Below are 19,980 nucleotides of genomic sequence, written 5' to 3'. Positions count from 1 at the left end.
GTGATATCGTCTACCTGCACCGGGTTTCCAAACGCTATCCCGGCGGTCACGATGCGTTGAACGACGTGACACTCACCCTGGAGCAGGGCGAGATGGCCTTTTTGACCGGGCATTCCGGCGCCGGGAAATCCACCCTGCTCAAGTTGATCGCACTCATCGAGCGACCCAGCCGAGGGCAGGTCGTCGTCAACAACCAGAACATCGCCCAGGTCAGACGCCATCAGGTGGCCCGGTACCGACGCAACGTCGGTGTCATTTTCCAGAACTTCAATCTGCTGAATGACCGGACGGTGTTCGACAATGTCGCACTGCCACTGGTGATTCGCGGCGAAACCCGCGACACCATTGCCCGACGTGTACGCGCAGCATTGGATACGGTGGGCCTGCTCGACAAGGAACGCCAGTATCCGATGGTGCTGTCGGGTGGCGAGCAGCAGCGGGTGGGCATTGCCCGCGCCATCGTGGCCAAACCACCGCTGATTCTCGCCGACGAACCCACGGGCAACCTCGACCCGGCGCTGTCGGCCGAGATCATGGAGTTGTTCCAGCGCTTCAACGAAGTGGGGGTCTCCCTGCTCATCGCCACGCATGATGTGGAGCTGATCCGCTCGATGCCCTACCGCGAGATCGCATTGCAAAGCGGCCAGGTTCTGGATCGAGCGGCCGCCGCGCCGTTCGAGTCCGGTGGCGCGTCATGATTGCGGAGTATTTCAAACGCCATGCCCAGACGCTGGTGTTTACGCTCGGGCGGCTGTACCAACGCCCGGTTGCCACCGGGCTCACCGTTCTGGTCATCGGCATCACGCTCGCCCTGCCGGCCGGCTTGCATCTGGTCATTCAGAATATCAATGCCGTCGGCTACAGCTGGGAGGGCACGCTAAACGCATCACTGTTTCTTGCAGACAGCACCGACGAGTCGCGCGCCCGACAGATCGCGTCGGAAATTCGGGCTCGCGAGAGTGTTCGCGGCACGACATATATTTCCCGCCAGCAGGCCCTGGAGGAATTCCAGGCCCTGTCCGGCTTCGGCGAAGCGCTTGAACTGCTGGAAGAGAATCCGCTACCCGCGGTGATCGTCGTGCAGTTCAAGACCACCCAGTCACCCGAGGTGATTGACGCCGTCATGCGCGAGATCAGTGATCTGCCTGATGTCGTCCAGGCGAAGCTCGATCATCAGTGGCTGGATCGCCTGTTTGCGATTCTGGCAACGGTGCAGCGCGCCGCGGTACTGATTGCGGGCCTGCTGGGCGTTGCCGTCGTACTCACCGTGGGCAATACCATCCGCCTGGATATCGAGAATCGACGGGACGAGATTGTGATCATGAAGCTCGTCGGGGCGTCGGACGCCTTTGTTCGGCGACCGTTTCTGTATACCGGCTTCTGGTATGGCCTACTGGGTGGGGTCACGGCCCTGATCCTGCTGGGCATTGGCGTGGGTCTGATGGCAGGCCCCGCCGGGCAGCTGGCCGCGCTGTATCAATCCAGTTTCGTCATCAGCGGACTGGGGTTCGGACGCAGCCTGCTCCTGCTAGTGCTGGGAATCGGACTCGGCTGGTTTGGCGCCGCCTGGACCGTCGCCCGCCACCTCGGTGCCATCGTTCCGCGCTAGCCCCCCCCTGCTGTCGGGCCAGGTCGCTACAAACCGCTCTTGAATTTCGCCCTGTAGCCCCCAGTTTCGGCGGGAACTTTTCACCGCGCGCGAGCGTCTGAAGAGCCGTATTCAACGACGCTCGCAGCCTGGTGAGCGTGGTAAACTTATCGGCCGCAAGGAGGGTCCCCATGACGCAAGCTCTGGCGCTTTCAAATCAGGCCAATTTGGTCCCGCTGACAGGCAGTCTGGATGCCTACATCCATTCTGTGAACAGCATCCCCGTCCTCGAGCCCGAGGAAGAGCGGGCGATTGCGCGTGCTTATGTCGATGATGGCGACCTCTCCGCAGCGCAGCAGTTGGTCATGTCCAACCTGCGGTTTGTCGTACACATTGCCCGCGGCTACATGGGCTATGGCCTACCGATGGCTGACCTGATCCAGGAAGGCAACATCGGCCTCATGAAGGCCGTCAAGCGCTTCGACCCAGAAGTCGGCGTTCGGCTCATCTCCTTTGCCGTGCACTGGATCAAGGCAGAGATTCACGAGTTCATTCTCCGCAACTGGCGCATCGTCAAGGTCGCGACCACCAAGGCCCAGCGCAAGTTGTTCTTTAACCTGCGCAGCTCCAAGAAACGCCTGGGTTGGATGAACCAGGCAGAGGTCAATGCGGTTGCCGAAGACCTGGGCGTCAAACCCGAAACCGTGCTGCAAATGGAGCGCCGGCTGTCCGGGCAAGATGTCTCGTTTGCGGCGACGGCCAGCGATGATGAAGAGGGTACGGCGTACGCGCCGGAACAGTACCTCGCTTCGGAAGATGCCGACCCGGCCACTGCACTGGAGAACGCGGACTGGGACACCCGCCAGCGCAAGCAGCTGGCTGCTGCACTGGAACATCTGGATGAGCGCAGCCGCGACATCCTCAATCAGCGCTGGCTGTCCGAAGACAGCAAGACCGGGCTCAAGGAACTCGCAGAGGTCTATGGCATCTCTGCAGAACGCGTCCGACAAATCGAAGCAGCGGCTATTAAGAAACTGCGCAAAGCCATCGCAGCCTGAGACTCAACACCCTACGAAAAGCCCGGCTTCATGCCGGGTTTTTTGTGCACGTAAAGAAAATGTTGCGCCCGGCATCAAGTTTCGGTAAAAAGTTCCCATTGGCGACGAAGTCGCGACAACGCAACTTCAGTGGCGCGTGACGGCAATGCCGAGTGCCATGGCAATGAATTCATAATAATAACTGGGGATAGTCTTGTTTGGCCTCCGCAATTGCGGAGGCCAGTTTGTTTCTGCCCCAAGAAAAAAACTCAGACCAACAACCCCGCCGTCGGGGCGTGCCGAGCCGGCTCTCAGCCCAGCACGAGAATCGGCACGTAGTGGTCCACCAGCAACGCTGTGAACAACCCCATCAGATAGAGGATGGAGTAGCCGAATGTCTGCATGGGCAACGGCGAGGACGGCGTGGTGTAAAGCCGCACGGCATACCAGAGAAAGCCCCCGTTTAGCCCCAGCACGGCGATCAGATACACCAGACCGCTCATGCCGGTCAAAAACGGCAACAGGGTGACCAGCGTCAACAGCACCGTGTAGCAGAGAATCTGCAAACGGGTATACCGATCACCATGCGTCACCGGCAGCATCGGAATGCCGGCCCTGGCGTAATCTTCACGGCGATCAATGGCCAGCGCCCAGAAATGGGGCGGCGTCCAGACGAAGATGATCAGGAACAACAGCAGCGCGTGTGCGTGGATCTCGCCGGTCACAGCCACCCAGCCCAACACGGGAGGTGCCGCGCCCGAAGCACCACCGATCACGATGTTCTGCGGCGTCGCCCGCTTGAGGTACAAGGTGTAGACCAGCGCGTAGCCGACCAGGGACGCCAACGTCAGCCAGGCGGTGAGCGCGTTCACCCAGATCACCAGGACCGCAGCACCCAGCACACCCAGCACAGCAGCAAATGCATAGGCCTGGGCGACGCCCACATGCCCCTGCACGATCGGCCGCTGACTGGTCCGCGCCATCCGCGCATCGATCTGCCGATCCACCACCTGATTGATCACGGCGGCGCTGGCCGCGCACAGCGCAATGCCCAGCGTACCGAGCAGAAACAGATTCAACGGCGGTAGATCCGGCGTCGCCAGAAACATCCCGACGATGGCCGTAAAAACGATCAACATGACGACACGAGGCTTGGTGAGCTCGTAGTAGTCATGGAGGCGATCGGACAAACCGGCCTGCGTGGCGGTGGTGGTCATACTGCTCACTGCCGGATCCGCCTGCTGTTGAAGACGGCCCAGTTAATCGAAACGATCACCAATAGTAACAATGCTGCCCCGGCGTTATGCGCCGTGGCCACGGCCAGCGGGAGGTGGAACACGACGGTCGCGATGCCGATACCGATCTGGGTCAGCAGCGCAACCAGCAATACCAGCCCCATGCGGCGCCAACGGTTGGAGGCCCCCGACTCGCGCAGCAGCCGGACGATGAGCGCGCCCACGATGATGGCCGTCAACAACGCACCCACGCGATGGGTGAAGTGGATGGCCGTGCGTCCCGGGCCATCGAGCACCCCGAACTCGTAGTTAATCCCCAGGCCACGCCAGAGCGTGAAGCCCTGCGCAAAATCCATCTCGGGCACGAAGCGGCCATGACAGGTCGGGAAGTCAACACAGGCCAACGCGGCGTAATTGGTGCTGGTCCAGGCACCAAGAAAAATCTGGACGATCACCATGCAAAGCGCTGCGACGGCGAAGTGGGGCATGTGATTCGACGTGGGAACGGGCCAACCGGCCATCCAGTCCCGCTCGCGGAGATTGACCAATGCCAGCAAAGCCAGAATCGTCATGCCGCCCAACAAGTGGCTCGTCACAACCAGCGGCTTGAGCAGCAGGGTCACCGTCCACATGCCAAGAATGCCCTGAAAGATGACCAGCCCGAGCAGCACATGAGGCAGCTTGCGCCCGCGCCGCTTAATGGCCGAGAGCAGGGACATACCCAGAATCAGCAATCCCAGAATGGCCGCCGCGTAGCGGTGGATCATTTCCTTCCAAGCCTTGCCGGCCTCGACGGGCCGCTCGGGGAACGCTTCGTTCGCGGCGGAAACTTCTTCGCTGGTCAACGGTACGTCGAGATGGCCGTAACAACCCGGCCAGTCGGGACAGCCCAGGCCGGCATCAGTCAGCCGGACGAAAGCGCCCAGAACGACGACGCAGAAGCACAGCCCGAATGCAGTAACAGACAGGTGACGAAACATGTGGCTTTGCGGCCTGAAACGACCGAGGATTGCGCGGCCGCGTATTGTACCGTTGCAGCGCCAGGAATGTTGCAGCGAACATCGATTGAGTAGGCGATTAGACCGCCCCCTCCTCGGCCCACGGCCTAGACCTGCAGCCGCGCCATCAAAGCCCTAGACTACGCGCCCCTTGCACACAGCCCGAACATGATCGGAATCGGTGAAAGCTTCGCGTTGACCAGCGCCTTTGCCTGGGGCGTTGCGGTCATCCTGTTCCGACTCTCGGGCCAGCAGCTGGGCCCCTTTTCGCTCAATCTATTCAAGAATGTTCTGTTGCTGGTGTTGCTGGTGCCGACCATTGTGTTTGCGCACGGCTCGCACTGGCCGGCGATCGAGCTGGAGCACTGGCTCATTCTGTTGCTGTCTGGCGCTGTCGGCATCGGACTGGCCGACACCCTGTTCTTTCGCGCGCTGAACGCACTGGGCCCCTCACGCACGGCCATTGGCAGCATGCTGTTATCACCCTTTGTGATTCTGCTGTCCTTCGTGTTTCTCGGAGAGCGGCTCAGCGCCTGGCAATGGCTGGGCGCGGCCGTCACGCTTGCGGGCGTCACGTTGGTCAACTGGCGCCGCGCTCACCCCTTGGAGCAGGTTGCAGACAAACGGGGGCTGATCGCGCTGGTTGCCGCCATGGCTTTGATGGCCACGGGCATTGTGATGGCCAAACCCATGCTCGAGTCCGATCCCTTCGTCTGGGCGGTTCAGATTCGCGTCATCGGGGGCGTGGCCAGCATGGTCCTGCTCATGCTGGTTCAAGGCCGACTGCTGGCCGTGACCGAGGAGTTCCGGCGAGCGCGCGCCTGGCCCCGTACGGTGGCCGCTTCCTTCATGGGTACCTATGTCGCCATGCTGCTTTGGCTGGCCGGCTACAAGTACGCCGATGCCTCAATTGCCGCCGTACTCAACGAAACCTCGGCCGTGTTCGTGCTGATTCTTGCGGCGCTGTTCCTCAAGGAACGACTCCGCGCGCATCAATGGCTGGGCAGCATCGTGGCGGCGGCCGGCGTGCTCATCGTCGTCGCAAACTAGGGACACAGCGGCGCCTGATTATCCGATCTTGGATAAACGCAACAGCTTCTTGAAGTCGGTGTGGATATCTCGCAAGTTCGTCTCGCGGTCGTACCAGAGCACCCAGTTGCCAATCGGGTCGATCACGTAGAACGTGCCTGGCCCATGGGCCGGGTCGCGAAGAAAAGCGCGTAGCGGGTCGGCCTTATCGACGATGCGCAGCTTCAGGTTGGGGTCGGCGTCGGCAGCAATCGCTGCCAGCGCCCGCGCCTCTTCTGCATCCGCCACGACCGCGATACGCTGCACCCGGGTGCGCCGCCTGTCCAAGGCCAGCCACACCTGCCTGGATCGGTACAGGTCGTTCTGACAGGCATCCTCACAGGGGCTGGGAACGAACTGCAGCAAGGTCCACAGGTCACCCTCGAGCTCATCGGCGATCTCGCCTTGCGGAGAACGCCACTGCGTGTCGGCCGGCAAGGGCCGGACCGGCTCCAGCAAGTGCCCATGGTGCGTCTGCCCGCTGGGCCGTATATCCGTCCCGAAGTAAAGCCACATAGCCACCACCATCGGCCCAAAGAACAAGGCCACCAGCAACAGGAACGGGCCACGATTTACGGGTTTATCGCTCACGACGTCTCCAAACCATCCAGGTCAATATCCAAAGCGCCAGGGTTAAGCCAGCCCACTGGCCGGCATAACCGTAGTGTCGTTCCGGGGACAGCCCGTAGGACTGTACCGATCGTGCAAATCCGTGATCGGAGGCCGGGTCCAGGCGGAGCAGCCCCGGCTGGATCTCTTCCCCCAACGAGCAGCGCAGGTCGTCACGGTTCGGGTAGTTCAGGCGCACCGGCCACCGCGTCACCGGGCAGGGATTGCCGGCGGTCGCCCAACCGGCTTGCGGCAGCGAAGCCCAGCGCCCAATGAGAACCACCGGGCCGGCAGGCGTGATCCACTCAGGCAGACTGCGCCGGTCGGCCCGCCCAGGAATCCAACCGCGATCCACGAGCAGCGCCTGGCCTTGGTCTCGCAAGACGGTCCAGACGCGATAGCCGAACTGGCCATCACGGGTCTGGTTATCCAGCAGAATCTGTCGCTCAGCATCAAAGACGCCCCGGACCTGAACACGCTGATCGCCTTGCGTCGCAGGTACCTCGCCGATGGACATAGGTGCTGGGTCGGCGTCCGCTACCGCGGCATCCGTCTCCAACTGGGCACTACGAGCCAGCCCCCGCTGAAGCTGCCATAGGCAGGCGCTGATCATGATGGCCGAGAGCGTCAGCACCAGAACAGCGATCAGGACATGGCGTAGTTTCATGTCAAACTGCGGCGCATGAACTGGATTCTGACGCTGTTTTTTCTGGCCATCGTCACATCACTGGCGGTGGGTTTTTACTTCCTGATGAAGGAAGGTGGCACTTCGTCGCGCAACCTGTTCAAAGCCCTGAGTTGGCGCGTCGGGTTGCAGATCACCCTGATTCTGTTCCTGGTGCTGGCCTACTTCATGGGGTGGATCGAACCCCACGGTGGGCCGCTGGATGCACCACCTGCGGCACAGACAACAACGCCCGCGTCATAGCGGGCGTTGTTGCGGTGATCTACCCGGCCTCAGGCCACGTAGACAAAGATAAATAGGCCGATCCACACCACGTCAACAAAGTGCCAGTACCAGCCAACCGCTTCGAAACCGAAGTGCTTGTCCTTGGTGAAATGACCCTTTGCGATGCGGAAGGCCATGACGATGAGCATGATCACGCCCAGCGTCACATGCATGCCGTGGAAGCCGGTCAACATGAAGAACGTGGACCCGTAGACGCCGGATTCCAGCGTCAGGTTCAGGTGGCCGTAGGCTTCCACGTACTCAGCAGCCTGGTAGTAGAGGAAGACGAGGCCCAAGGCAATGGTCGCAACCATGGCCGCAAGACACTTGCCGCGCTTGTCTTCCTTCAGTGCGTGATGCGCGATTTCGAACGTGAAGCCCGACGCGATCAGCAGGCATGTATTGAGGAACGGGATGCCCCAGGCAGGAATGGTGGAAAACTCGCCGCCCAGCGCCGCCGGCCCATTGGTGGGCCAGCCACCTTCAAAGCCCTTCCACAGGTACTCGTTGGTCAGCACCAAGTCGCCCGAGAGCCAGGGCACCGAGATCATCCGCGCGTAGTACAGGGCGCCGAAGAACGCGGCAAAGAACATCACCTCGCTGAAGATGAACCAGCCCATACCCCAACGATACGTCGCATCCACCTGCTGGTTGTACAGTCCAGATTCGGACTCGTGAATGATGTCCCGGAACCAGATCACCATCATCGCGATCAGCATGATGCTGCCGATGATGACCGGAATCGTGACGAAACCCGACCCGTTGAGGTAACCGAAGACGCCATGCAGCAGGGCGAAAATGCCTGCGGTCATCGCGAAGGGCCACCAGCTGGGCGCGGGCACGTAGTAATGGTCTGCAGAGGCGGTAGCTGACATCTCTTCCCCTAGTTCGCTTGCGCGACGTCCTGAACTTCAAAAAACGTATACGACAGGGTCACGGTATCGACCGAGTCGGGTAATTCCGGATCGACCATGAACCGAACCGGCATTAACTTCTCTTCGCCAGCCTCCATGGGCTGCTGGTCAAAGCAAAAACATTCTGTCTTACGCAGGTGCTTGGCGGCCTGCCACGGTGCGACGCTCGGCCGTGCCTGGCCCACCATGGCACGCCCTTCGTGATTCGCAGCGGTAAACGTCACCGTATAGAGCTTACCGGGGTGCACATCAATCGAATCGCGCTCGGACGAGAAGCTCCAGTCCAGGCCACTGTGCACGCTGGTCAGGAATTCCACCCGCACGACGCGATCATCGACCGGCGCCTCTTCGACGCTGGACACCAGCGTCAGCCCCTCGTTCTGGCCGTTAAATCCGGTGATCTCACAGACCACCTCGTACAACGGCACCAGCGCGAAGCCGAACGCGAACATCACGGCCGTAATGCCGAACAACTTGCCGGCCAGCCACCAGGATGCGCCCGTCGAGTTATCTCGCTGCTCCGTCACCGAGGCTAGCTCATCACGAGAAAGAAGGCGCCGTAGAACCCCACCGCAACCGCTGCGAGCAGCAGTGCGGTGATGATGTTCTTTTTGGCCAGACGATCACTCACGGCGATGCGCTCAGGCCTTGGCCGGCTCGTCGTGCACCGCAGTGATTTCTGCATCGCTGACCAGCGGCGGCTCTTCAAAGGTGTGGTACGGCGCCGGCGAGGGCACGGTCCACTCCAGGCCATGCGCACCTTCCCAAACACGGGACGTGGCAGCCTCACCCTTCTTCAGGCAGCACTGGATCACGATGTACAGGAAGATCAGCTGGGCAAAGCCGAAGCCAAAGGCGCCAACCGACGACCACATGTTGAAATCGGCGAACTGCACGGCGTAATCCGGAATACGGCGGGGCATGCCGGCCAGACCCGAAAAGTGCATCGGGAAGAACGTCACGTTGACGAAAATCGACGTCAGCCAGAAATGCCATTTGCCCAGGGTTTCGCTGTACATGACGCCAGTCCACTTCGGCAGCCAGTAGTACACGCCCGCCATGATGGCGAAGACGGCACCCGGAACCAGCACGTAGTGGAAATGCGCCACCACGAAGTAGGTGTCGTGGTACTGGAAGTCCACCGGCGCGATGGCCAGCATCAGCCCAGAGAAGCCGCCGATCGTGAACAAGAACACGAAGGCAATCGCGAAGAGCATCGGCGTCTCGAAGGTCATCGAGCCCCGCCACATGGTCGCCACCCAGTTGAAGACCTTCACGCCCGTCGGCACGGCGATCAGCATGGTCGAGAACATGAAGAACAGCTCAGCGGCCAGCGGCATGCCTGCGGTGAACATGTGGTGGGCCCACACGATGAACGACAGGAAGGCAATCGAGGCCGTGGCGTAGACCATGGAGTCGTAGCCAAACAAGGTCTTCCGGGCAAAGGTCGGGATGATCGTCGAGACGATGCCGAAGGCCGGCAGAATCAGGATGTACACCTCGGGGTGCCCGAAGAACCAGAAGATGTGCTGGAACATCACCGGGTCGCCGCCACCAGAGGCCGAGAAGAAGCTGGTGCCGAAGTACTTATCGGTCAGCAGCATCGTCACGGCACCAGCCAGCACCGGCATGGTCGCGATCAACAGATAGGCCGTAATCAGCCAGGTCCAGACGAACAGCGGCATCTTGAGCAGGGTCATGCCCGGCGCCCGCATGTTCAGAATCGTCACCACGACGTTGATGGCACCCGTGATCGAGCTAATCCCCATCAAATGGACCGAGAAGATCAACATCGGGAACGCATTGGATGTCTGCAGCGACAGCGGCGGATACATCGTCCACCCGGCTGCAGGCGCACCGCCCGGGACAAACAACGTCGACAGCAGGATGGTGAATGCGAACGGCAGAATCCAGAAGCCCCAGTTGTTGACACGGGGCAGCGCCAGATCGGAGCAGCCGATCATCATCGGGATCATCCAGTTCGCAAGCCCGACAAACGCCGGCATGACGGCGCCGAAAATCATGATGAGAGCGTGCATTGCCGTCATCTGATTGAAGAACTCGGGCTGGACAAACTGCATGCCCGGCTCGAACAGTTCGGCGCGGATCACCAGCGCCATGGCGCCGCCGACGAAGAACATGATGAAGGCGAACCACAGGTACAGCGTCCCGAGGTCCTTATGGTTGGTGGTCGAAATCCACCGCATGACCCACTTGCCGAAGCCGTCCTTCAGCGTGACCGGGCCGTGGTGGTCGTCGTGATGGTCCACAGATGCAGTCATTTTGAGTCCTCTTAGCGCTGGGCAGCGACGTCGGCGGGCTGAACGACACCGGTGTCGTTGCCCCAGGAGTTACGCGTATAGGTCACGACCGCCGCGATATCCTGATCGGACAGGTGCCCGAAAGGCGGCATGGCGTTCTTACCACTGATGATCTGGGCAATCTGGGTCGCCGGATCCCCGGTCACCACGGGACTGCCGACCAACGACGGGAAGGCCGGCGGCATGCCGGTGCCCGCATCCTTGTGGCAGACGGTGCAGTTGCTCTTGTAGACCTTCTCACCGGCCGTCATGAGCGCATCCTGGCTCAGATCACCGGCGGGCTCCGCATCCGCCTCGGCAGCGGCCGCATCGGCCATTGCAACCTCGGTTGGCTCGGCCGTGGCAGCTGCAGAGTCAGCCGGCACGTCAGTGGTGGCACCACCGGTTTGAGCTGCGACCCACTGGTCATACTCGTCCTGCGGCAGCGCTTCGACAACGATGGGCATGAAACCGTGGTCACGGCCACACAACTCGGCGCATTGACCGCGGTAAACACCCGGCTCGTCGATCTTGGTCCACATCTCACGCACGAAACCCGGCACGGCATCCTTCTTGACGGCCAGGTCGGGCACCCACCAAGCATGCAGCACGTCGTTCGCGGTCAACAGGAAGCGAATCTTCTTGCCCACCGGCAGCACGACGCGGTTGTCCACCTCCAAGAGGTAGTTGTCCACGGCAGAGACATCCACCCCGGCGCCGGTCTGGCGCGCGCGGTCTGAATCAGCATCCAGCCGCGAGTAGAAGTGGATGCCGGAATCGAGATACTCGTACTCCCACATCCACTGATAGCCGGTGATCTTGACCGTCATCTCGGCGTTGGATGCATCTTCCATCTTGATCAGTGTCCCGGCAGCAGGAATCGCCATGCCGATCAGGATCAGGAAGGGGATGAGCGTCCAGACAATCTCGACCGTCGTGCTTTCGTGGAAATTGGCCGGCTTGGCACCGAGACTCTTCCGGTGCTTGAACACGGAATAGAACATGACGCCGAAGACGCCAATACCGATGACCACGCAAATCCCGAAGATCAGCATGTGAAGCCCATAGACTTCGCGACTGATTTCCGTGACGCCCTCCGGCATATTCCATTGCAAGGCCAGAGCTGACCCGGGCAATAGACCCAGAAGGCTCGCGCAAACTGCTCGTTTCATTCGCTTCTCCACGTAGCGACCGGCGTCGCCAGTACGTTTTGCAGGCGCTGGCCCAAACGGCGCTTCTCAGCGTCGGTCAGGCAACGACCCAGTTCCACAAACTGTCCGCTGGCACCGACCAGTAAGCGGGCATGTCCCGTCTTGCCCTGCGGCGGTTCCAGCCGAATGCGCGCCCAAGCGCGCGCAAATTCCCTGACGATCCGCTCCGGATCGCCGACTCGTCCGTACTCGATGGTGACGCGCCCCTGGGACACCGTGACGACCTCTCGGTAATCATTCCCACGCAGGCTGACATACAAACCCGCGCCCAGCGCCAGCAACTCCAGCCCGGCAAACGGCAGGATGACCCAAAAACCCATCCATGCGAATGCCAATCCGATACCCAGCGAAACCGTGCTGATGAACACCATGAACGTCATGGCCTGTCCCCAGCTCAAGGATCCGTTTGGACGAATGACGAATCGGGTTTCAGATGGATTCGGGGAGGGTTCCACGGCGCGGTTCCGGACAGATGCGCTCCATCGAATCGGCCGCAGATTGTATGCGATGCGACGATTCCCGCGCAAAGCAGAACAAGGCGTCATCCAGCAAATTCGTTGCCAGACGTTGCTGCCCGCAACCCAGCTGACCCAGGCAGGGCACGGGCATTCGCGCCCGAAGACAGTCCAGATTCTCTTCCAGACGGCGTTGGACGGGCGGCAGTGTATTGGCAATCCACCCGAGCAACGGCGCACGACGAGCAATCGACTCCGCGCTGAGCAATGCGTGATTGAGACAGCCGAGACGCATGCCGACGACGAGCACGACGGGCCAGCCCGCAGCCTCCACCCAATCGGGCATCTCCGCACCGGCGCTCAGCGGTAATCGCCAACCGCCCGCTCCTTCCACTAACACCCGCTGCGCGCCGGCACGCAACCGAGCATAGGCATCGCGCACCGGTGGCCAGCTCAAGGTCACCCCCGCACTGCGAGCGGCAAACTCCGGCGCAATGGGCAGTGGCAGACACCAGGGGTTGATGTCTTCGTAGGCGACGCCAGGCATCGATGCGGCCTGCAGGGCCAGCGCGTCTTCGTTGCGCCAACCGTCGGGTGTCTCGTCGGCGCCAGCCGCAATCGGCTTCATGCCCACCGCATCCACACCGCGCGCCGCGTAATCGCGAAGCAACGCGGCCGTCACCGCCGTCTTGCCGATCTCGGTATCGGTGCCCGTGATGAAAACGCCGGGCAGCGCCATTGGCTCAGGCAACGCGCGACTCCAGCAGCGAATCGGCCAGCGCCTCCACCAAGCCACTGACCTGTGACTTCGAGTGAGCCGCCGTCAACGTGATCCGCAGCCGCGCCGAGCCTTCGGGCACGGTGGGTGGCCGAATCGCTGTTACGAGATATCCGCGCGCCTGTAAATCCTGCGAGGCCCGCAGCGCACTGGCGTCCGTACCCAGCACAATCGGCTGGATGGCAGTCTGCGATTGCGGAACGGGGAGCCCCGCTGCCGCCAGTGACTGATGCAAATGCGTGATCAGCTCGCGAATGCGCTCGCGCCGCCAGGGTTCGACCCGGGCGATATGCAGCGCGGACAGCGCCGCCTGCGCGGCCACTGGCGGGCAGGCGGTCGAGTAGATCTGCGTCCGCGCACGATTCTCCAGGTAGTCGATCAACTCCGCCGGGCCCGCCACAAAAGCACCCGCCGCCCCCAGCGACTTGCCAAGAGTGCCGATGAGCATCGGGATGCTGTCCTGACCATGCTGCGCGGCCACGCCGGCGCCGTCATCGCCTAGCACGCCCAAACCGTGGGCATCATCCACATACAGCAGCGCGTCCCGGCTCCGTGCCAGCGTGGCCAAAGCCTCCAGCGGCGCGACATCCCCGTCCATCGAGAACACGCTGTCGGTGACGAGGGCGCTCACGGCCTCAGGGGCCGTTTTGAGCTGCGCCTCTGCGCCCTGCACGTCGGCATGCGGATAGATCGCCTTGGTCGCGCCGGACAGGCGCACGCCGTCAATCAGCGACGCGTGATTAAGGGCATCGCAAACCGCCTGATCACCGCGACGCAACAGGGCATCCAGACAGCCGACATTGGCGGAGAACCCGCTCGGGAACAGCAAGACCCGGTCGCGCCCCAGCCAGTTGGCGAGCGCGGCCTCCAACTCGGCGTGAGCGGGACTGTAGCCAGTCACCAGCGCCGAGGCGCCAGAACCGGCAGCGCCGCAGGTCGCCTGCAGACGCGGATCCTGGGCCAGCCCCAGGTAGTCGTTGCTGCAGAAATTGACGCAGACCTGTCCATCGACGCGCGACAAACCCGGACCGACCGGCTCGATGACCCGACGCCGGCGATGGCGATCCCGCTGATGCAGTGCCGTGAGCGCCTCGCGGACCCGGTGATTCAGGCGGCCTGACATGACCGACGCTGCTCCACGGCCTGCGCCCCTTCCGGCTCGATACCCAAGCGTTCAAAGAGGGCACGGTCCCGGTCGGTGACCGGATTGCCCGTGGTAAGCAATTGCTCGCCGTAGAAAATCGAGTTCGCGCCCGCGAGGAAGCACAAGGCCTGCAGCGCATCATCCATCGACTCGCGCCCGGCCGATAGGCGGACATGCGAGCTCGGCATCAGGATGCGCGCCACCGCAATCGTGCGGACAAATTCGAAGGGGTCCACCGGATCAGCATCGGCCATTGGTGTACCGGGCACGGCCACCAGCTGATTGATGGGGACCGATTCCGGATGGGTCTCCAGATTCGCCAGCGTACGCAGCAGGCCCACCCGATCCTGTCGGGTTTCGCCCAACCCGACGATGCCTCCGCAGCACACTTTCATGCCGGACTTGCGCACGTTCTCCAGGGTTTCCAACCGGTCATCGTATGTCCGGGTGCCGATGATCTCCCCGTAGTGTTCCTCGGAGGTATCGAGATTGTGGTTGTAGTAATCCAGCCCGGCATCGGCCAGGCGTTCAGCCTGGGATTCGCTCAACATGCCGAGCGTCATGCAGGTTTCCAGCCCCTGGCTGCGCACGGCTTCGATCATCTGGATCAGCGTATCGACATCGCGGTCCTTGGGGCTGCGCCAGGCCGCGCCCATGCAGAATCGCGTCGCGCCGGCTTCCTTGGCCGTGCGCGCTGCCTGCTCAACCTGCTCCACCGCCATCAGTGCTTCGGTCTTGAGGCCGGTGTTGTAGCGCACGCTTTGCGGGCAGTACTTGCAATCCTCCGGACAGGCCCCGGTCTTGATCGACAACAAGGTCGACAGCTGCACCGCGTTGGCATCGAAATGCTCGCGGTGAACGGTCTGCGCCCGATGCATGAGATCGGCAAACGGCAGGTCGAACAAGGCATGGACTTCGTCGGCGGTCCAGTCGTGACGCAGGGTCGTCATGTCGCGGTACTCCTCCAATGAGACGGCCTAGGCTCGCGACGAGATGGGATGCTGTCAACCTGCGCAGCCTAGGCAGGTTGACGGGCGCCCTGCTTCGCCGTTGTGAGACTTGCCGGGGGCCCAGCAGCACCGGGCCGCTATGCGCGGCCTGTCTCGCCGACCTACCGCTGAACCGCTGGGGCTGTATCCGCTGCGCCGAGCCCTTTCCAACCCCGCCGTCAGGCCCGGTGTTCTGCGCTCATTGCCTGACACAGATGCCGGCGTTTGATCGGGTGCTGGCGCCATTGCTGTACGCCCCACCGGTCTCGACCGCGATCCAGGCTCTAAAATTTCGGCAGGACATCTCTGCGGGGCGCCGCCTCGCCGATTGGCTGCATCGAACCTTGCCCGACATCGGGTCGCCGGACCTTGCGATACCCGTCCCGCTCCATGCCGCGCGCACCCGCGAACGCGGCTTTAACCAAGCGCTGGAAATTGCTCGCCCCCTGTGCAGACGCCGCGGCTGGACCCTGGTGCCAGATGGGGTCAGGCGTGTCCGATCCACCGCGGCGCAAACCCGACTCGACGCCGCCGCCAGGCGTCGTAATTTGCGGAATGCGTTTGCCTTGAATCAAACCGTCGAAGGCGCCCGAGTGTTCGTGATCGATGACGTCGTGACCACCGGGGCAACCACATCAAGCCTGGCCCATGCGCTGCACCAAGCCGGCGCAGCGGATGTGGTGGTCATTGCCGCCGCACGGACTCCTCATGCGGACAGCGATCAGAACGCAAACAGCTCAACCACTGCGTCCAAGTGACGCCACCAACCGGGATCGCCGTCCACCAAGGTCGGTACGCGCTACCGGTCGCGGGCAGGCCCCGCGCCTACCCGCCGGTGACCGCACCCAGATCAAAGCCAATGGGCGCGCCCGGCCCCAGCGGCAAGCCGAACAGAATCCAGCCCATGACCAGCAGCACACCGGTGATCAGCATCCAGATGGAATACGGGATCATCATTGCGGTCAGCGAGCCGATGCCGAAATCCTTTTGCCAACGCTGGGCGAAAATCAGCACCAGCGGGAAGTACACCATTAGCGGCGAGATGATGTTGGTGGCTGCATCACCGACCCGGTAGGTTGCGGTCGCACCCTCCGGGCTGATGCCTAGCAGCAGCAGCATCGGCACGAGCACCGGCGCCAGCAGCGCCCACTTGGCGCTGGCCGACCCGACGAACAGGTTCAGGAAGGCGGCGAAGATGACGATCAACCCCAGGGCGATCGGCAACGGCAGCCCACTGGATTCGATGGCCCCGGCACCGTGCACCGCCGTAATCAGGCCCAGGTTTGACCAGTTAAACATGGCCACGAAATGCGCGGCTGCGAAGGCCAACACCAGGTAGTACCCCATGTCCTTCATCGCCTCGGACATCATGTCGACCAGATCGCGATGGGTCTTGATAGTCCCGGCAGCCGCGCCATAGGCCCAGCCGGCGGCCAGGAACAACACCAGAAAGCCCGCCACCAGCGACCGGAAGAACGGCGTCGCCGTGACATACCAGGGCTGGCCGTCCACCGCGGCCTCATCGTTCAGCAACGGCGTACCGGGCCCGAATGTCATCAGCGCCCAGACCAGGCAGACACCCAGAATCGCATAGCCGGCCCAGCGCAGGCCCTTGCGCTCGTCATCGGTGAGCGGTGCGCTCTCGTCTCCATAGGCCGCCGCCTGGTCGCCGGCGGGCGTCCACTCGCCCAGCCGGGGCTCGATCACCTTGTCGGTCACCCACCAGATCACCGGCAGATAAATCACCAGCAAAGCGGTAATGAAATACCAGTTGCCCGCGATGTTCATCGACCACCCGGCGTCGATCTGTGAGGCGTCCATGGCGGCCTCCGTGATCCCGAACAGCAACGCATCGAGCTGCCCCGGAGAGATATTCGCCGAAAAGCCACCCGACACACCGGCGAAGGCCGCAGCGATACCGGCCATGGGATGACGCCCCGCCGCAGCGAAAATAATGGCTGCCAGCGGAATCATCACCACATAGCCGGCGTCGGCCGCGTGGTTGGACAACATCGCAACCAGCGCCACCACAGGCGTCAACAAGCCCTTGGGCGCATTGCGAACAGCCTGCCGGATGCCGCTGGCAAACAGCCCCGAGCGCTCGGCCACACCCGCACCCAGCATCACCACCAGCACGTAGCCCAGCGGATGAAAGTGGGTGAAGGTCTTCGGCATCTCCACCCAGAGCTTCTGGATGTTCTCGGCCGATAACAGGCTTTGTGCCTGCAACAGCAGCGGACTGCCGTCGGCGGTGGTGAGCGTCGGATGCGGCGCTGTCACCCCGGCCAGCGCACAGACGATGGAAACCCCGACCAGGATCAGGATTAGATAAAAGAAGATAAAAACCGGGTCGGGCAGGCCATTGCCCACACGTTCCACGAACCCCAGAAACCCCTTTTGATTCATTGCGGTCTTGGTCTGACTCACCCGCATGCCCCTTGTTGTTAAATCACCTGCGATGGGGGCATCAGAGCGGAATTGACCGGCGACGGCAAGCGTCGGTGACCCGGACGCCGCAGCAGCACCCACCCTCGCAACGGCGACACGCGGCCACGCAGGCCCGCAGCGAAGGCGGTAGAGTCCGGGACAAACCTTGCGAAGAGACTCTCCGTGCATCGAGCATTTCACGTCGTGGCCGCCTTGCTGCTCATCGGCCTGCCCCCGCTGGCCAGTGCCGCCGACGAACCCGCCTCCGCCCTGAATCGCTTCACCGCAGAGCGCGTCTTCGACATCGAGTACGCCGCCGCGCCACGCATTTCACCGGATGGCGACTCCATCGTCTATGTGCGCCATTCCATGGACCGACGCGCCGACCAAAACCGCGGCGATCTCTGGATCATCGACCTCGACAGCGGCGCGCACCGTCCCCTGGTCACCGGCGGCGCCTCCGCCAGCAGCCCGGCCTGGTCGCCGGACGGCGAGCGTCTGCTCTATCGCAGCAGCGCAGACGGCAAGCCTGAACTACGCGTGCTGTACCTGGACAGCGGCCGAAGTTTTTCGCTGGCCCAGTTCGAGCGCGCACCCCAAAGCCCCGTGTGGTCCCCGGATGGCCAGCACATCGCCTTTGCGTTGTTCGTCCCCGGCGAGCCGCCAAGCTTTGCTAAGCCGCCCAAGGCACCGGAGGGCGCCGATTGGAATCAGCCCGTACGCGTATTCGACGATCTGACTTTCCGCTTCGACGGCCAGGGTTATCTCGACGAGGGTGTGGACCAGATTTTCGTACTCTCCGCCGAAGGCGGTTCGCCGCGTCAGCTGACGCACGGCCAAGCCGACCTGGGCGAACCGGCCTGGCTGGACAACGAAACACTCATCGTCAGCGGCAACCTGGCCGAGGACCGCGACCTGGATCCAATTGAGAGCGAGCTATACCGCCTGCGCCTGGCCGACGGCAGCCTCACGGCGTTCACCGATCGCGATGGCCCCGACTTTGCCCCCGTCGTCTCGCCCGACGGTCAGACCATTGCCTTTCGAGGCTTTGACGACGCGGTTCTGACCTACCAGCAGAATCGCCTGTACCTGATGGACGCTGACGGCAGCAACCAGCGCGAACTCAAGACAGGCCTGGATCTGGCCATGGGCAAAACCGTCTGGGCGCCCGATGGCCGCAGCCTCTACGTGCAAGCAGAGAATGCCGGCCATATCGAGCTGCTGAACATCTCCTTGCGCGGCCGGGTCAAGGTCGTGGCCGATGACCTGGGCGGCACCTCCATTGGCCGCCCCTATGCCAGTGGCGACTTCTCCGTGACCACAGCGGGCCGCCCCGTCATCGCCTACACCGTCGCTTCACCCGACAAGCCAGCCGATGTTGCGGTCACCGGACCGCGGACCCAAACCCGTACCTTGACGGCCCTCAATGCCGATGTACTGCCGTATCTGGACCTGGCCACCGTCGAGGAGATCCAGGTCGAGTCCAACCACGACGGCCAGACCATCGAGGCCTGGATCGCGCGGCCGCCGGACTTCAAACCCGATGGCAGCTTCCCGCTGCTGCTGGAGATTCACGGTGGCCCCCACACCATGTACGGGCCGACGTTCGCGGCCGAGATCCAACGCTACGCGGCCGAAGGCTACGTCACCGTCTGGGCCAATCCGCGCGGCTCCACCGGCTACGGCGAGGCCTTCGCCCAGGCTATCGACCGCGCTTATCCGGGGTATGACTACGACGACTTGATGAGCGTGGTCGACGCCGTAATCGCAAAAAACTATGTCGATCCCCAGCGCCTGTTTGTCACCGGCGGCTCGGGCGGCGGCGTACTCACGGCCTGGATCGTCGGCAAGACCGACCGCTTTGCGGCCGCCGCCACCATCAAGCCCGTGATCAACTGGTTCACCGAGGCCCTCACAGGCGATATCGCAGCCTATGTGTGGCGGCACTGGATCCGGGAAGACCCCTGGGAGAACCCGCAAGCCTACTTTGAGCGATCCCCCATCAGCCTGGTCGGCAACGTCTCCACCCCGACGCTGGTCATGGTTGGCGAGCAGGACTGGCGCACCCCGACCTGGGAGGCGGAACAGTTCTACACCGCGCTTAAGTTCAGAAAAATTGATACCGCGCTGATTCGCATTCCCGAAGCCCCCCACTCCATCGCCAGCCGACCCAGCCGGCTCATCGCCAAGACCGACAACATCATGGGGTGGTTTAGCCGTTACGACACCCAGCCTGAGACGGCCGAAGCGCCCTGACATTCAGGAAGCCCTGACACGC

Annotated in this window: 20 protein-coding genes; 7 read left to right on the top strand and 13 right to left on the bottom strand. The window is 62.6% G+C overall.

Annotated elements, in window-relative coordinates; genetic code table 11:
* Positions 1 to 5: 5 nt before the first annotated feature.
* From ftsE to rpoH, 3 genes are all read left to right on the top strand, one after another.
* Positions 6 to 698: a cell division ATP-binding protein FtsE gene (gene ftsE, locus DEH80_RS05995; protein WP_165831355.1), complete on the top strand. Its 693-nt coding sequence runs from the start codon at positions 6 to 8 to the stop codon at positions 696 to 698.
* Positions 695 to 1,609 carry a permease-like cell division protein FtsX gene (gene ftsX / locus DEH80_RS05990; protein ID WP_109719582.1) on the top strand — a complete coding sequence of 305 codons (915 nt, stop codon included), beginning with the start codon at positions 695 to 697 and terminating at the stop codon, positions 1,607 to 1,609. The genes ftsE and ftsX overlap by 4 nt, the downstream gene beginning before the upstream one ends.
* A gap of 170 nt (positions 1,610 to 1,779) precedes the next feature.
* Positions 1,780 to 2,646, top strand: a complete 867-nt coding sequence (rpoH, locus tag DEH80_RS05985) for an RNA polymerase sigma factor RpoH (protein WP_109719581.1) — start codon at positions 1,780 to 1,782, stop codon at positions 2,644 to 2,646.
* A 290-nt stretch (positions 2,647 to 2,936) separates the two neighbouring features.
* Here rpoH and cyoE read toward each other — a convergent pair whose 3' ends face one another.
* Positions 2,937 to 3,842 carry a heme o synthase gene (gene cyoE, locus DEH80_RS05980; protein WP_109719580.1) on the bottom strand — a complete coding sequence of 302 codons (906 nt, stop codon included), beginning with the start codon at positions 3,840 to 3,842 and terminating at the stop codon, positions 2,937 to 2,939.
* A gap of 5 nt (positions 3,843 to 3,847) precedes the next feature.
* A complete protein-coding gene (locus DEH80_RS05975) occupies positions 3,848 to 4,840 on the bottom strand; it encodes a COX15/CtaA family protein (protein ID WP_109719579.1) in 993 nt (330 codons plus the stop codon).
* A gap of 186 nt (positions 4,841 to 5,026) precedes the next feature.
* Here DEH80_RS05975 and DEH80_RS05970 point away from each other — a divergent pair, with 186 nt between their 5' ends.
* Positions 5,027 to 5,908 (top strand): DMT family transporter, encoded by an 882-nt coding sequence (locus DEH80_RS05970; RefSeq protein ID WP_109719578.1) that lies wholly within the window; start codon positions 5,027 to 5,029, stop codon positions 5,906 to 5,908.
* Between the two features lie 18 nt (positions 5,909 to 5,926).
* Here DEH80_RS05970 and DEH80_RS05965 read toward each other — a convergent pair whose 3' ends face one another.
* Complete coding sequence (locus DEH80_RS05965; RefSeq protein ID WP_109719577.1) at positions 5,927 to 6,517, bottom strand: redox-active disulfide-containing membrane protein; 591 nt, start codon at positions 6,515 to 6,517, stop codon at positions 5,927 to 5,929.
* The gene (locus DEH80_RS05960) at positions 6,507 to 7,202 is read right to left on the bottom strand and encodes an SURF1 family protein (protein WP_109719576.1); all 696 of its coding nucleotides are present in this window, start codon (positions 7,200 to 7,202) and stop codon (positions 6,507 to 6,509) included. Before DEH80_RS05960 ends, DEH80_RS05965 begins: the two co-directional genes overlap by 11 nt.
* A gap of 15 nt (positions 7,203 to 7,217) precedes the next feature.
* Here DEH80_RS05960 and DEH80_RS05955 point away from each other — a divergent pair, with 15 nt between their 5' ends.
* Positions 7,218 to 7,463, top strand: a complete 246-nt coding sequence (locus tag DEH80_RS05955) for a twin transmembrane helix small protein (RefSeq protein ID WP_109719575.1) — start codon at positions 7,218 to 7,220, stop codon at positions 7,461 to 7,463.
* 29 nt (positions 7,464 to 7,492) lie between these two features.
* Here the strand turns inward: DEH80_RS05955 and DEH80_RS05950 are convergent, their stop codons facing one another.
* From DEH80_RS05950 to bioB, 8 genes are all read right to left on the bottom strand, one after another.
* Complete coding sequence (locus tag DEH80_RS05950) at positions 7,493 to 8,359, bottom strand: cytochrome c oxidase subunit 3 (protein ID WP_109719574.1); 867 nt, start codon at positions 8,357 to 8,359, stop codon at positions 7,493 to 7,495.
* A gap of 8 nt (positions 8,360 to 8,367) precedes the next feature.
* Positions 8,368 to 8,925: a cytochrome c oxidase assembly protein gene (locus DEH80_RS05945; protein WP_207774498.1), complete on the bottom strand. Its 558-nt coding sequence runs from the start codon at positions 8,923 to 8,925 to the stop codon at positions 8,368 to 8,370.
* A 114-nt stretch (positions 8,926 to 9,039) separates the two neighbouring features.
* Complete coding sequence (gene ctaD, locus DEH80_RS05940; RefSeq protein ID WP_109719573.1) at positions 9,040 to 10,680, bottom strand: cytochrome c oxidase subunit I; 1,641 nt, start codon at positions 10,678 to 10,680, stop codon at positions 9,040 to 9,042.
* Positions 10,681 to 10,691: 11 nt separating this feature from the next.
* A complete protein-coding gene (gene coxB, locus DEH80_RS05935) occupies positions 10,692 to 11,870 on the bottom strand; it encodes a cytochrome c oxidase subunit II (RefSeq protein WP_109719572.1) in 1,179 nt (392 codons plus the stop codon).
* Positions 11,867 to 12,454: a DUF2244 domain-containing protein gene (locus tag DEH80_RS05930; RefSeq protein ID WP_109719571.1), complete on the bottom strand. Its 588-nt coding sequence runs from the start codon at positions 12,452 to 12,454 to the stop codon at positions 11,867 to 11,869. The genes coxB and DEH80_RS05930 overlap by 4 nt, the downstream gene beginning before the upstream one ends.
* The gene (bioD, locus tag DEH80_RS05925) at positions 12,339 to 13,115 is read right to left on the bottom strand and encodes a dethiobiotin synthase (RefSeq protein ID WP_207774497.1); all 777 of its coding nucleotides are present in this window, start codon (positions 13,113 to 13,115) and stop codon (positions 12,339 to 12,341) included. Before bioD ends, DEH80_RS05930 begins: the two co-directional genes overlap by 116 nt.
* On the bottom strand, positions 13,108 to 14,265 hold the full coding sequence (locus DEH80_RS05920; RefSeq protein WP_109719569.1) for an aminotransferase class I/II-fold pyridoxal phosphate-dependent enzyme: 1,158 nt from the start codon (positions 14,263 to 14,265) through the stop codon (positions 13,108 to 13,110). Before DEH80_RS05920 ends, bioD begins: the two co-directional genes overlap by 8 nt.
* Complete coding sequence (bioB, locus tag DEH80_RS05915) at positions 14,250 to 15,236, bottom strand: biotin synthase BioB (RefSeq protein WP_109719568.1); 987 nt, start codon at positions 15,234 to 15,236, stop codon at positions 14,250 to 14,252. The genes DEH80_RS05920 and bioB overlap by 16 nt, the downstream gene beginning before the upstream one ends.
* A gap of 605 nt (positions 15,237 to 15,841) precedes the next feature.
* Between bioB and DEH80_RS17300 the strand changes: the two genes are divergently transcribed.
* Positions 15,842 to 16,033 (top strand): phosphoribosyltransferase, encoded by a 192-nt coding sequence (locus tag DEH80_RS17300; protein WP_165831320.1) that lies wholly within the window; start codon positions 15,842 to 15,844, stop codon positions 16,031 to 16,033.
* Between the two features lie 67 nt (positions 16,034 to 16,100).
* Here DEH80_RS17300 and DEH80_RS05905 read toward each other — a convergent pair whose 3' ends face one another.
* Positions 16,101 to 17,702: an AbgT family transporter gene (locus DEH80_RS05905; RefSeq protein WP_207774496.1), complete on the bottom strand. Its 1,602-nt coding sequence runs from the start codon at positions 17,700 to 17,702 to the stop codon at positions 16,101 to 16,103.
* Positions 17,703 to 17,885: 183 nt separating this feature from the next.
* On the opposite strand from DEH80_RS05905, the gene DEH80_RS05900 reads away from it, so the two are divergent.
* A complete protein-coding gene (locus DEH80_RS05900) occupies positions 17,886 to 19,958 on the top strand; it encodes an alpha/beta hydrolase family protein (protein WP_207774495.1) in 2,073 nt (690 codons plus the stop codon).
* Positions 19,959 to 19,980: the final 22 nt, after the last annotated feature.

The sequence above is a fragment of the Abyssibacter profundi genome (genome assembly GCF_003151135.1).
Lineage (GTDB): Bacteria > Pseudomonadota > Gammaproteobacteria > Nevskiales > OUC007 > Abyssibacter > Abyssibacter profundi.
Note: the sequence above shows the minus strand (reverse complement) of the source record. Positions and strands in the feature narration are given on the sequence as shown.

Bases quoted from the DNA above. Each gene is read 5' to 3' on its own strand.
- ftsX (WP_109719582.1), top strand. From the start codon at position 695: ATGATTGCGGAGTATTTCAAACGCCATGCCCAGACGCTGGTGTTTACG.
- rpoH (WP_109719581.1), top strand. From the start codon at position 1,780: ATGACGCAAGCTCTGGCGCTTTCAAATCAGGCCAATTTGGTCCCGCTG.
- cyoE (WP_109719580.1), bottom strand. From the start codon at position 3,842: ATGACCACCACCGCCACGCAGGCCGGTTTGTCCGATCGCCTCCATGAC.
- DEH80_RS05975 (WP_109719579.1), bottom strand. From the start codon at position 4,840: ATGTTTCGTCACCTGTCTGTTACTGCATTCGGGCTGTGCTTCTGCGTC.
- DEH80_RS05970 (WP_109719578.1), top strand. From the start codon at position 5,027: ATGATCGGAATCGGTGAAAGCTTCGCGTTGACCAGCGCCTTTGCCTGG.
- DEH80_RS05960 (WP_109719576.1), bottom strand. From the start codon at position 7,202: ATGAAACTACGCCATGTCCTGATCGCTGTTCTGGTGCTGACGCTCTCG.
- DEH80_RS05955 (WP_109719575.1), top strand. From the start codon at position 7,218: ATGAACTGGATTCTGACGCTGTTTTTTCTGGCCATCGTCACATCACTG.
- DEH80_RS05950 (WP_109719574.1), bottom strand. From the start codon at position 8,359: ATGTCAGCTACCGCCTCTGCAGACCATTACTACGTGCCCGCGCCCAGC.
- ctaD (WP_109719573.1), bottom strand. From the start codon at position 10,680: ATGACTGCATCTGTGGACCATCACGACGACCACCACGGCCCGGTCACG.
- coxB (WP_109719572.1), bottom strand. From the start codon at position 11,870: ATGAAACGAGCAGTTTGCGCGAGCCTTCTGGGTCTATTGCCCGGGTCA.
- DEH80_RS05930 (WP_109719571.1), bottom strand. From the start codon at position 12,454: ATGACGCCTTGTTCTGCTTTGCGCGGGAATCGTCGCATCGCATACAAT.
- DEH80_RS05920 (WP_109719569.1), bottom strand. From the start codon at position 14,265: ATGTCAGGCCGCCTGAATCACCGGGTCCGCGAGGCGCTCACGGCACTG.
- bioB (WP_109719568.1), bottom strand. From the start codon at position 15,236: ATGACGACCCTGCGTCACGACTGGACCGCCGACGAAGTCCATGCCTTG.